The sequence below is a fragment of the Bacillus daqingensis genome, assembly GCF_042654445.1.
In the GTDB taxonomy this organism is placed as follows: Bacteria; Bacillota; Bacilli; order Bacillales; family Salisediminibacteriaceae; genus Alkalicoccus; species Alkalicoccus luteus.
In genome coordinates this window covers 1-12,250 of record NZ_JBHSGK010000007.1, presented here as the reverse complement: position 1 = coordinate 12,250, position 12,250 = coordinate 1, and the positions used below count along the sequence as shown (strand labels likewise).

Here is a 12,250-nt window from a genome sequence, read left to right as displayed (position 1 = left end):
TAAATGCATGCCCCTTTGCCCCAAGCCGCGATTGAGACTCCGGCTTTCCTTCATTATAAAAACCGCCCCGTTTCCGGGACGGCTCGGTTTCAGCTTTATTACGAAAGCGGATAATGCTTCATAAAGTAAATCAGCGACTGCAGCTCAACGGAGAGGTCAATGTGGTGGACGCGGACGTGATCCGGCAGCGACAGCCTTGCCGGTGTGAAATTCAAAATCCCTTTGATGCCGGCTTCGACAAGCTCCTCTGCGATTCCCTGCGCGTACTGGGACGGCACGGTCAAAATCGCCACTTCCACTTTTCCTTCAATATGCTTGCCGAGGTCTTTAAAATGATGCACCGGCACCTCGCCAATCACTTCTCCAACCACCGATTCGTCGACGTCAAACGCCATCTCGATACGGGTATTATTGCTTTTGCTGAAATTGTACTTTAAAAAGGCTGTGCCGAGATTTCCGACGCCGACGAGCGCTACCTGTGTCAGCTCATCCTGGTCGAGTGTCTTGCGGAAAAACGAAAGCAGATAACTGACGTTATAGCCGTAGCCTTTTTTACCGAGCGCACCGAAGTAGGAAAAATCGCGGCGGATCGTGGCAGAATCCACCTTTACTGCTTCGCTCAGCTCAGACGACGACACGCGGTGCTTACCGGATGCCTGCAGTCCTTCTAAAAAGCGGTAGTACAGCGGCAGCCGTTTAGCGGTCGCCTGCGGTATTTTTGCCTGATCAATATCCATCATTCCATATCCCCCTGTCCTTTAGCGGTCGCTGCTCTCTCGTGAGAAGTCGCCGCTTTTGCCGCCTGTCTTTTCTTTCAGGTAGGTCGGACCAATGACCATTCCTTTATCAACGGCCTTGCACATATCGTATACCGTAAGCGCTGCAGCGGATGCGCATGTTAACGCTTCCATTTCGACACCGGTTCTTCCTGTCGTTTTAACAGCTGCTTCTATCTTCAGTGTATATGTTTGTTCCTTCACAATCCAGTCGAAAGAAACATCCACGCCTGAAAGCGGGAGCGGATGACACATCGGGATGATGTCTGCCGTATTTTTAGCTGCCATAATGCCTGCAATTTGCGCCACCTGCAACACATCTCCTTTGCCGATTTGCCCAGCGCGGATCTTCGTATATATCTCTTCATTAACCTCCACGCTTGAAAGCGCCCGGGCTGTCCGCTTTGTAATTTCCTTATCGGAAATATCCACCATGCGTGCCCTGCCTTCTTCATTAAAGTGTGTTAAGTCACTCATGCTTCCACCTCACATTTCCACCATCCATTGTACACTATTCGCTTTTTCAATGCATGCTTTGCCTGTGCAAGGCAGCTCATGTACACTGGAGAAGGAGAAGAACGAACTGACAGAAGAGGATGAACCGCCATGATATTACTGCAATGCTCGCAGCTGTCCAAGTTTTTTGGATCTGAACAGGTGCTGGCTAACGTGAAAATGGAAATTAAAAGCCGTGAACGAATCGCCCTTGTCGGCCGGAACGGAGCTGGAAAGTCTACGCTGCTGCGCGTCTTTTCCGGCGAATACGATCATGATGAGGGGCATCTCATGATCCCGAAAGAGGTATCGATCGGCTACCTCGCTCAGGACAGCGGACTGCAGTCGGAACGGTCGATCTGGGAAGAAATGCTGACGGTTTTCACCGATCTGCGCGCGATGGAACAGGAGCTTCGACGCCTCGAAGAGAAAATGGCCGAAGGCAGCGAAAAAGTGCTCGCAGAATATGACCAGCTTCAGCTTCAGTTTCAACAGCGCGGCGGTTTCCAATACGAAGCCGATATCCGCAGTATTTTGACGGGCCTGCATTTTCAGTCGTTTGATTATGATACGCCGGTTTCGTCGCTCAGCGGCGGTCAGAAAACGAGGCTTGCCCTCGGGAAGCTGCTTCTGTCACGGCCGGATCTGCTGATTCTTGATGAGCCGACCAACCACTTGGATATTGAGACGCTGACGTGGCTGGAAGGCTATTTAAGCGGCTATGACGGTGCTGTACTTATCGTATCGCACGACCGCTATTTCCTCGACAAAGTCGTGGATACGGTCTATGAGCTGTCCTTCCAGCGCACGCGCCGTTTTACTGGCAATTACTCCAGCTATCTCGACCAAAAAGCGAAGCAGCTCGAGCTCGACATGAAGCAATACGAAAAGCAGCAGGAGGAAAAAAAGAAGCTGGAAGACTTCGTCCAGCGTAATCTGGCCCGTGCCTCCACGAGCAACCGCGCCAAAAGCCGCCGCAAGCAGCTCGAGCGGATGGACGTTATGGACCGGCCGAAGGATGACGACAAATCAGCTTCCTTCCGCTTTCAAATTGACCGGCAGAGCGGGAACGACGTGCTTCAGCTTGATGACGTGTCGGTCCGTTACAAGCCCGGACAGCCGCTGATTGATCACATTTCAGTCCAGCTGACCAGGGGCGAAAGCGTAGCACTGCTCGGACCAAATGGAATAGGCAAATCGAGTCTGCTCAAGACGATCACCGGTGCGATGAAGCCGCATGCAGGAAGCATCCGGCTTGGCAGCAACGTTTCTATTGGCTATTACGATCAGGAGCAGACGGAGCTGACCTCTAATAAAACCGTGCTGCAGGAGCTATGGGATGAGTATCCACATGTGAATGAAAAGGATATTCGAACGGTGCTCGGCAACTTTCTTTTCAGCGGAGACGACGTCTTGAAGCATGTACAGGATTTAAGCGGCGGCGAAAAGGCCCGGGTGGCCCTTGCAAAGCTGATGATGAAAAAAGCGAATCTGCTCATTCTCGATGAGCCGACCAACCACCTCGATCTCGACAGCAAAGAAGTGCTTGAGAATGCGCTCATTGACTACCCTGGTACGATCCTGTTCGTCTCGCACGACCGCTACTTTGTTAATCGGATGGCGACAAGAGTAATTGAATTGACCACCAATGCCGCAATCAGCTATCTCGGGGATTATGACTACTATGCGGCGAAAAAGCAGGAGCAGCAGGAACTTGCCCGCATCGAAGCGGAAGAATCACCGGTTGAAGCAGCTGCACCGCCGTCTGCCAAAGCTGATTTTAAAGCCGGAAAGGCCCGCCAAAAGGAAGTTCGGCAGCTTGCAAGGCGAATTGAAGAACTGGAAAAGGCGATTGAGCAGGAAGAATCTGCAATCGAAAAAATTGAAGCGCTTCTGTGTGAACCTGATGTTTATCAGGATCACGAGCGTACGCTGGAGCTGAACGTTCAGCTTGAACACGTAAACGGCCGTCTCGAACAATGGATGGATGAATGGGAAAAGCTGCAGGAACAGCTGGATTAACACGCAGGAACGGCGAATAATCGCCGTTTCTTTTTTTGTGTTGTCCACAGGCTGCATACGTTCACAAAGTTACTCACAGAAAATATGGCGCGTCAATACAAAAATGGTCACCTATTCACAGTTATCAACGTTATCCCCAGACTTATGCACATTATATCGGCTCAGGAAGCGCATTTTGATTTAGTTACTCACATTATCCACAGTTATCCACAGATTTTCTGTTAACAACTCAAACCCTTCTACGGCGCGAATGTATCCGTTTTATTCACATTATCCACAGAATCTTAACAATTTATACACATACAAGATAAAGGTCCTGCCTTCACCCTGACAAAAGAATGAGCCGCCCTTAAAAAGAGCGGCTGATAACGTATTTTTAGGGGAATAACCTTGCATCTGCCTGTATCTGCGGACGCTCGCTTTCCGGAGGGAACGGGCTCAGCTAACCGCTTCTTTCCTCCATTGGAAGCGAGGGAGCTCTGCCTCGTTCTGATTCGAGGTCCTCCGATGTCAGCAGCTGGCAGTGCGTTACACGTGCCTAATTATGAAGGTACGATCGACTTCCATACAGATAGAACCTTCCAGATGAAACGTTTCGATGTTAAACAAGGATGCCAGTACGTTACCGAATTCATGATAATCGTAAAACGCAGCCGCGTCTGCCTGTCGAGCCGTTCTCTCAAAGGACGGCTCGCTCGTTTCTATTATTGTTTTAGCTGATAGAAAGTCCGGGAACCCCGTTTAACCGGTCATCGGCAAAACGTTTTTCCTGATAGCGCACGTAAGCCGCGGCACCGATCATCGCCGCATTATCCGTACATAGAGAAAGCGGCGGAATGGTTAACGTCCACCCTTCCTTTTCTGCTGTTTCTTCGAGTGCGCTTCTCAGACCGCTGTTGGCAGCTACACCGCCCGCGAGCACGAGCCGGCTGACGCCGTACCGCTTGGAAGCAGCAGCCGTTTTCGTCACGAGTACATCAATCACTGACTGCTGAAAGCCTGCGGCAAGCGCTCCAGGATCGATTTCTTCTCCTTTTTGCTTGGCGTTGTGCAGTGTGTTTATAACAGCTGATTTCAAACCGCTGAAGCTGAAATCAAGCGATCCTTCTTCAAGCCAGGCGCGAGGAAGCTCCACTGCTTCTGCAGAACCGGAGGCAAGCTTATCGATTTCCGGACCGCCGGGGTACGGAAGACCAAGTGTGCGTGCTACTTTGTCATAGGCTTCGCCGACAGCGTCATCGCGCGTCCGTCCGATGATTTCAAATGACCCGTGTTCCTTCATATAAATAAGCTCTGTATGCCCACCTGAGACAACAAGCGACAGCAGTGGAAACTGCAACGGCTCGACAAGATGATTAGCATAAACGTGACCGGCGATGTGATGCACGCCGATCAGCGGCAGCCCATGAGCGAACGCCACAGCTTTTGCTGCATTTACGCCGACAAGCAGTGCTCCGACAAGACCTGGCCCCTCTGTGACAGCCACAGCATCAAGGTCTTGGAAAGTCATGTTTGCCTGCTGCAGCGCTTCCTCCATAATAACCGTAATTTGTTCGACGTGATGTCGGGATGCGATTTCCGGAACAACACCGCCAAACCGTTTATGAGAGTCCATCTGCGAAGCGATGACGCTGCTTATAATGGTTGTGCCGTTTTCGATAACCGCTGCGGCGGTTTCGTCACAGCTTGTTTCCACAGCGAGAATTCGTACTTGTTCACTCATAGTTTCACCCACATAACCAATGCATCCTCCTGATTATCCGTATAGTAATGCTTCCGAATTCCTCCGGGTTCAAAGCCGTATTTTTTGTACATCGCCTGAGCCGGATGATTCGATACCCGGACTTCGAGACTCAGCCGCTCCGCTCCAAGCGTCCGGGACATTTCCATCGCACTTTGGAGCAGGTTTTCGCCGACTCCCTGCTGCCTGAACTCCGGGTCCACGGCAATATTGGTAATGTTTGCGTTCTCTACGACAACCCAGAGACCGCAATATCCGATCACCCGATTTTTAACGACCGCAACAAAATAATAGGCAAATTGATTTTTAGTCAGCTCCTGATAAAAAGCATCCCGCGTCCACGGTGTTGAAAAGCAGCGTTTTTCAACATCCATTACTTCTTCTATATCAATGGTATCCATCATCCGGATTTCTGCTCTAGCCATGCTCATTCTGCTTTCTCTGCCAGTTTGCTTCAGCCTCTGCCAGCCGGAGATACTGCGGCACAAATGTATGCAGGTCTTCAGCAGTTTTCCCGCTGCTTGCTGCCCAGACCCCTGCCGGCCTGACCGTATGAAGCGGACCTGGTGCATCGATGAACAGGCTGCCAAGCTTCTGCTGCAAAAGCTCCCGATGCTTGTCGAGGTCCGGGCTGAGTGCGAGCACCGGCCGGCCTTGCTCTGCAAGCCGCGTGAGCAGGTCTTCCAGCATGACCATGCTGTCAGCTTCTGCTTGATGCAGAACGCCGTCCTCCGATTCATAAATCCCTGCAAATGCCTGACCTCTCCGTGCGTCGAAAAAGGATAGAATACGTGCACTGCTCCATAGTCCATTGTATGCCAGCGCTTCAAGCGACGAGACACCATAAAGCGGCTTTTCCAAAGCCCATGCCATACTTTTCGCTGTCGTTACCCCGATTCGAACACCCGTATAAGAGCCAGGTCCTGCCGCGACGGCAATCCCATCCAGCTCAGCAGGAGACATACCGGCGTCTTCCATAACAGACCGCACAGCAGGCATCAGCCTTACAGAATGGTTCTCTTTTTTTGTCGACACATACTCGGCAAGCACCTGGGCGTTCTCATAAAGACCAACGCTCAGAACGTAGGTCGACGTATCTATTGTTAAAAGCTTTGTCATGTCCAATCCTCCAACAGCTTTTCGGCCCGCGGGCCGAACGCTTCTGCCGTGATCGTGCGCTCAGAATATCCATCATAGCGGATCGTCAGCTGAAGGCGCTCCTCAGGCAGCATATCGTCAATCATTTCCGGCCATTCCACAAGGAGGACGCCTTGATCCAGATAGTCGTCCAGACCGAGCTCTTCCATGCTGTCTTCCAATCGGTATGCATCCATGTGATAAAATGGATGACGTCCCTCGTATTCTTTCATAATCGTAAACGTGGGGCTGTTGATTAATTCCGTTACTCCAAATGCCGCTCCCAGGGCTTTTGTAAATGTCGTTTTACCTGCTCCCAGATCTCCGGAGAGTGTAATCAGGTCTCCTGGCTTTAAAAATGCCGCCAGCGATTCGGCAGCGACCTTGGTTTCCTCTTCTGACGCTGAATGCCATTGCTTTTTCACCGCTGAGATCCCCCTCTAAAAATGCGAATAGCCGCCTCCGGTCAGGCGTTCTCTTTTTCCATTTCGCTCCATGAATACATGCGCTTCCCCGGCCTCAACGTATCCAATCGCATAAAGCGGCAGCTTTTGTAAACAGCATGTTTCCTGCAAATGACGGAAGTCAGCCCGGGAGGCCGTACCGATCAGCACAAAGTCCTCTCCTCCGCGCAGCATCCAGTTTTCAAGCTCTGCACGTTCCGCATTAAGCCCCGTCTCCGGAAGCTGTTCTCGAATAATGGTGACTGCTGCCCCGCTTGCTTCAGCGATTTCTTCGGCTTCATGGGCGATACCGTCACTGACATCATTAACAGCAACGCGCAGCCCGCTTTCAGCAAACAATCGTCCGTACGCAACATGCGGAACGGGATACTGATGTGCTTGGATGTCCGGATCGTCGCCCCAGACGGACCTTCCATGCGTTAACAACCGATTCAATCCGGCTGCAGCCAGTCCGACCGGTCCAGTCAGAAAAAGAACGTCTCCGGGTTTCGCACTGCTTCGCAGCAGGCTGCAATCCTGTTCCACTCGTCCAATGACAGTGACCGTCAATACAAGTCCATTCCCCGTGGAAATGGTATCTCCCCCAATCAAGTCCATGCTGCAGGCGTCGCCAAGCCGTTTCATGCCGGCATACACCGGATCCAGCTCCGACAGCTCCCAGCCCTCTGCAGGGATGGCTGCCGAAACGAGATAATAAAGCGGGACAGCTCCCATCGCAGCCAAATCACTGACGTTCGCTGCAAGCAGCTTGTACCCGATAGCATCAAGCGGCATCGTTTCTCTCGTAAAATGGACTCCTTCACTGAATGAATCTACTGCGGTTACCATGTCCCATCCGCAGCGGGGACGAAATACAGCAGCATCATCCCCGATTCCTTGAATTACGCTGCTGCGGTGATGGCTCTTTGGCGCAATGGAACGAATCCAGTCAAATTCATTCATGTCAGGCGGCCCCTCTCTGCAAATATCGCTTTTCATTATATCAATACGGGAAGCAGATGAAAAGCGTGCCGGAGCAGGTTGAGTCTGCTTCAGCACGCTTTTCGTTCAGGCATTAATGTTTGTCAGCGTCCGCTTGACTGCCTGTTCAAATGCTTCGATAATGTCTCGTTCGTCCTCAATGCCGACGGAAATCCGGATCATCTGATCAGTAACGCCGAGTGCCTCCCGCTGTTCACGAGGAAGCGAACGATGAGACGTTGCTGCCGGGTACGTAACCGACGTTTCCAGTCCTGCCAGCGTAGGCACAACTTTGACCCAACCCAAATGTTTGGAAAAGCTCATCACGTCTAAATGGCCGGCAAGTTCAATCGTGACGATAGCGCCGTTGCCGTCCGGAGACGCTGCCTTCGGATAGTAGACTCGTTCAATGCCGTCCAGGCTACCAAGTGACTTAGCGAGCGATGCCGCATTATGGCACTGACGTTCCATACGGAGACTGAGAGTTTTTAAGCCGCGCACAGCCAGCCAGGCGTCCATCGGTCCGATATTGCTGCCGAGCATCGCAATACGGGCACGGGCCTTGTCGATGAGCTCTTTGCTTCCTGTAACTACGCCCGCTGTTACATCACTGTGTCCGCCAATATATTTCGTGGCACTGTGAACAACGATATCGGCCCCGTTCTCATGCGGACGAATCAAATAAGGGGTCGCAAACGTATTATCGATCATCAGCTTGATTCCTTTAGAAGAAGCAATTTGTGCAAGACCGTCAATGTCTTCTACACGAAGCAGCGGATTCGTAATAGATTCCGAGTAAAGCAGCACAGTGTTCTCCTTCACCGCGGCTTCAATCGTTTCACGCTCTTCCATATTGACAAAGCTGACTTCTATGCCGAAGCGCGCAAGCTCTGCTGAAAACAGTGACCACGTGCCGCCGTAAAGGTCCTCTGTCGCTACAATATGATCGCCATTTTCCGCGACAGCAAGCACTCCCGCTAAAATAGCAGACAGTCCTGAAGCAGAGGCTGCACCCATTTCAGCCCCTTCAAGCTCCGCGGTTCCCCGGCCTAGATCATCACTGTTTGGATGTCCCATTCTCGTATATAAATACGACTTGTCTCCGCTATAATACGATTCCATATCTTCAAAATCAGTAAATGTAAACGCAGATGTTTGATAGATTGGCTTCGTTTTGCTTATTTCCGCTGCTTTCTCTTTAGCTGGAAAATGTACGTTTTTTGTATGAAAATACATGATGCAGTCCTCCCCAGTTGATTCACTATTGCTCTATCATACCGATTTTTTCGGAAAGATACAATCATCCCTGCTGCAAATCGCGCCGCCTAAATCCCATATAGGCGCCTGCTGTCAGGAGGAGCGCAACAGTAATTAATCCAGCTGCCGGCAAAAATGCTGCTGCTTCAACCGGCACTGCAGGCACATAGCCATAGGGGGTCAGCCGATCCATCCAATCCGGGAACTGAAATAGATTCCCCATGTAGACGACAACAAAAGAAGCCGCTAAATATCCCCATACGATGCTCGTCCATGCCGGGAGCCATCCAATCAACAGAGCTGCAACGCCCGTCATAACAAGTACAGCAGGTAAATACATCATTCCGGCCCCGTAGTAGTCCAGGAACGGACGTCCATCTTCAATAACTGTGATGGCAGCAGCTCCCAGTCCGGCAGAGGTAGCAGAAAGCATGACCACAGATGTCAGCAGCGCTGGCACAACGTAGGAGCTCAGCAGCTTGTCGCGGGACACAGCGAGGCTTACGATCGGCTCGATCCGCTGTTTCTTTTCCTCCGAGCGAAGCTTCGTCAGCTGCATCACAGCCGGAACCGATGCCATGATGGCCATGATAACAAATAAGACACTCAAAAATTGGTCAGTCAAACTAAGCCCCTCTACAGCGGGAAGAAATTCCTCCATAAAATCAATATCCGAAAAAAATAAGTCGATATCGCCAAGCACGGAGCCATACGTAACGCCAAGTAAAAACAGCGATGCAGTCCAGACGAGAATACTCGTCCGCTGCAGACGCAGCTGCAGACCAATCGGAGAGAGCAGCGAACGCGTTGCATGGTCTCTTCCAGCCTTCGGATGAAGCAGCCCGCTACCAACATCTCTTCCCGCCGCGAGCCAGGCTCCAAGTGCCACCGCCGCGACAGAAACAGCAAAGGTGAGCAGCAGCGGCCAAACGTAATTATTGACGTACGTTTCTGCTGCAAGCAGCCAGCCAAACGGTGAAAACCACGTGAATGCATCCAGACTGATATCTCCGACAGCGCGCACCGCATAAGCTCCTACGGCTGCAATAATGGCCATCCCGGATGCAGCCCGTGAGGTTTCCGCAAGCTGGGCAGTGATTAACGTGATACCCGTAAAAAACAGGCCCGTTAATGACAGTACCGCACCATAATGGAGAGATCCTGTCCAATCCATTCCCTCTAACCTCAGCAGACCAAGTCCGACAGCGTTTGCAAATCCGATCGCACCTGACAGCAGTGTCATCACAAGCAGTGCCGACATGAGCGGTGCAGATCTGCCAACTGCAAGAGCGCGCACCATTTCGGTCCGGCCTTCCTCTTCATCTGCCCGCGTATACCGAACGGTGAGCAGCACGGCCATAACGGCAACAATCAAAGCCGTCAGCCCGAGCATTTGATGCGCCATCATCGGACCATACGTGTAATTATCCAGGCCGTGCCCCGGTCCGACCAGAGCCGTCACTGCAGGATTAATCATTGACAATGCCAGCTGCTGCCGTTCTGCTTCTGTCGTATACAAACCAGGAAACGCTGCAGCTGTCAAAACAGTAGCTGCCGTAATACCGAAAAGCCAGCCAGTCAGCCTGATCCGGTCACGTCTTACAAGCAGCCTCGTTAGCCTCCACGTCCTGTCGAATGGGGACATCATGTCGCCTGCCTCCCTTCTTCATAATAGCGCAGAAACAAATCCTCCAGAGTCGGCGGCCGGCTTTCCAAATGCTTGATTCCGAACTTGGTTAAATAAGAGATGACAGCACCAGAATACTCCGTGTCTACTTGAAAAGAGACTCCCTCTCCTTCCCGTTGAACGTCATACACGCCCGGCTGGCTTTCCAATGAGACGATACGACGCTCTGTCTCTACGTCCATCGTCATCCTTGTTAAGTGCCGCAGGTCAGAAAGGCTGCCGGTTTCAATCATCGTTCCATCACGGATAATCCCTACTCGGTCACAGAGCTTTTCCACCTCGGAAAGAATATGGCTCGACAAAAGCACACTTTTTCCTTCACTTCGGACTTCACGTACACACTCCTGAAAAATGCGCTCCATCAGCGGATCGAGGCCTGAGGTAGGTTCATCAAACAAATATAGATCTGCATAGGAGGCGAATGCACCGATCAGCGCCACTTTTTGACGGTTTCCTTTTGAATACGTGCGGCATTTTTTCGTTGGATCAAGCTGAAACCGTTCGATTAGCTGATCGCGCCGTTCCTGGTCACCACCTCCGCCGAGCTCCATCAAAAGATCGATCACCTCTCCGCCAGTCAAGTTAGGCCACAGGTGAACATCCCCCGGGACATATGCAGTGTGCCGGTGAATAACAGGCGCCTGTTTCCAAACGTCCTGTCCGAAGATCTCCGCTGTCCCTGCCGATGCTTTAATCATTCCGAGCAGCACACGGATTGTTGTGGATTTACCGGAGCCGTTCGGGCCGATAAACCCGAATACCTCCCCTTTTTCGACGGAGAAGGTGACATCCTTCAATGCCTGCACCTGTCCAAACGTTTTCGCTATGCCCTTCAGTTCAACTATCGCCATATCAATCGCCCCCTTTGTAATAAACAATCCTTAACGTCTGTAAATAATGATGAAACTCCTCCCAATAAGGGTTCATATCAATAAGATGAAAGGCTTCCCCTTTCAAGCGGGCCATCAGTTCTTCTTCATAGCCATTGATCGACCACAGGATCAGCTTTAAAGCTGTTTCTGGATCAACATCATCGCGAAATAATGAGTAATCAATGCCGCTGAACATTTTTTCTTTCGTTTCACGCTGCATACGCATGATCTGTTCCCGCTTCGATTCAGGCAGAGGACCTAAATCGTGAAGCAGGATGCTCCCAAGAAAATAAAAAGACTCCGGGTCCTCCAGGAACGATTCCAGTTTTTTGCGGGACGCCTGTTCGTAGCGGCTGATGACATCCGGAAGACTCCAGTCAATTTCAGCAATATAACGCTCTGCTGCAGTCAGCGAGCGTTCCAAAAGGTAAAGAAAAAGCTGTTGCTTGCTTTTGAAATAATAAAACAGCATGCCCTTGCCTATTTCCGCCTCTTCAACAATCCTGTTTGTTGAAGCTTTTTTATACGTTTCTTTCGTAAATTCGCGGTAGGCCGCCTTCATGATCTGCTGCTGTTTACCCTGGTCCAGCTTTGCAAACTTTTCATTCACATCTCTGTTTCTCCTCTCTTGACCAGATCGGTCTACCATATTTTTCTTTAGTGTACTGCTGTCGACCACTCTGGTCAATCTTTTTTTCTACCAACTTATCAGGAAATAAATAGATAATAGAAGGCTCGGTTTCAGGAGGAAGGAGAAGCGCATTTGGGAAAATCGAAGAACGCAAAAAAAGAGGGTGCCGCCCGGGAACCAGGGTCTGGTTCCGGGAGACACCCTCCGG

The 12,250-nt window shown here is 51.1% G+C and carries 13 protein-coding genes; 1 reads left to right on the top strand and 12 read right to left on the bottom strand.

Features of this window, described 5'->3' with window-relative positions; translation table 11 throughout:
- Nucleotides 1-98: 98 nt before the first annotated feature.
- The gene (locus tag ACFO4L_RS08155) at nt 99-737 is read right to left on the bottom strand and encodes a redox-sensing transcriptional repressor Rex (protein ID WP_377909314.1); all 639 of its coding nucleotides are present in this window, start codon (nt 735-737) and stop codon (nt 99-101) included.
- 21 nt (nt 738-758) lie between these two features.
- A complete protein-coding gene (gene moaC / locus ACFO4L_RS08150) occupies nt 759-1,253 on the bottom strand; it encodes a cyclic pyranopterin monophosphate synthase MoaC (protein ID WP_377909189.1) in 495 nt (164 codons plus the stop codon).
- Between the two features lie 129 nt (nt 1,254-1,382).
- Here moaC and ACFO4L_RS08145 point away from each other — a divergent pair, with 129 nt between their 5' ends.
- Complete coding sequence (locus ACFO4L_RS08145; protein WP_377909188.1) at nt 1,383-3,293, top strand: ATP-binding cassette domain-containing protein; 1,911 nt, start codon at nt 1,383-1,385, stop codon at nt 3,291-3,293.
- Between the two features lie 712 nt (nt 3,294-4,005).
- Here ACFO4L_RS08145 and tsaD read toward each other — a convergent pair.
- The 10 genes from tsaD to ACFO4L_RS08095 form a co-directional block, all read right to left on the bottom strand.
- Nucleotides 4,006-5,016 carry a tRNA (adenosine(37)-N6)-threonylcarbamoyltransferase complex transferase subunit TsaD gene (gene tsaD, locus ACFO4L_RS08140; RefSeq protein ID WP_377909313.1) on the bottom strand — a complete coding sequence of 337 codons (1,011 nt, stop codon included), beginning with the start codon at nt 5,014-5,016 and terminating at the stop codon, nt 4,006-4,008.
- The gene (gene rimI, locus ACFO4L_RS08135; protein ID WP_377909187.1) at nt 5,013-5,459 is read right to left on the bottom strand and encodes a ribosomal protein S18-alanine N-acetyltransferase; all 447 of its coding nucleotides are present in this window, start codon (nt 5,457-5,459) and stop codon (nt 5,013-5,015) included. Before rimI ends, tsaD begins: the two co-directional genes overlap by 4 nt.
- Nucleotides 5,452-6,153: a tRNA (adenosine(37)-N6)-threonylcarbamoyltransferase complex dimerization subunit type 1 TsaB gene (tsaB, locus tag ACFO4L_RS08130; RefSeq protein WP_377909186.1), complete on the bottom strand. Its 702-nt coding sequence runs from the start codon at nt 6,151-6,153 to the stop codon at nt 5,452-5,454. The genes rimI and tsaB overlap by 8 nt, the downstream gene beginning before the upstream one ends.
- On the bottom strand, nt 6,150-6,596 hold the full coding sequence (gene tsaE / locus ACFO4L_RS08125) for a tRNA (adenosine(37)-N6)-threonylcarbamoyltransferase complex ATPase subunit type 1 TsaE (RefSeq protein ID WP_377909185.1): 447 nt from the start codon (nt 6,594-6,596) through the stop codon (nt 6,150-6,152). Before tsaE ends, tsaB begins: the two co-directional genes overlap by 4 nt.
- Nucleotides 6,597-6,611: 15 nt before the next feature.
- Nucleotides 6,612-7,577 (bottom strand): thiamine-phosphate kinase, encoded by a 966-nt coding sequence (gene thiL, locus ACFO4L_RS08120; RefSeq protein ID WP_377909184.1) that lies wholly within the window; start codon nt 7,575-7,577, stop codon nt 6,612-6,614.
- A 105-nt stretch (nt 7,578-7,682) separates the two neighbouring features.
- Nucleotides 7,683-8,831, bottom strand: coding sequence for a trans-sulfuration enzyme family protein (locus ACFO4L_RS08115; RefSeq protein ID WP_377909183.1), 1,149 nt, complete (start codon nt 8,829-8,831; stop codon nt 7,683-7,685).
- Nucleotides 8,832-8,895: 64 nt separating this feature from the next.
- Complete coding sequence (locus ACFO4L_RS08110; protein WP_377909182.1) at nt 8,896-10,500, bottom strand: ABC transporter permease; 1,605 nt, start codon at nt 10,498-10,500, stop codon at nt 8,896-8,898.
- Nucleotides 10,497-11,390, bottom strand: a complete 894-nt coding sequence (locus ACFO4L_RS08105) for an ABC transporter ATP-binding protein (RefSeq protein ID WP_377909181.1) — start codon at nt 11,388-11,390, stop codon at nt 10,497-10,499. The genes ACFO4L_RS08110 and ACFO4L_RS08105 overlap by 4 nt, the downstream gene beginning before the upstream one ends.
- Nucleotide 11,391: 1 nt before the next feature.
- Nucleotides 11,392-12,021, bottom strand: coding sequence for a TetR/AcrR family transcriptional regulator (locus ACFO4L_RS08100; protein WP_377909180.1), 630 nt, complete (start codon nt 12,019-12,021; stop codon nt 11,392-11,394).
- On the bottom strand, nt 12,014-12,250 hold a 237-nt coding region (locus ACFO4L_RS08095; protein WP_377909179.1), incomplete at its 5' end, for a hypothetical protein. The genes ACFO4L_RS08100 and ACFO4L_RS08095, both read right to left, overlap by 8 nt.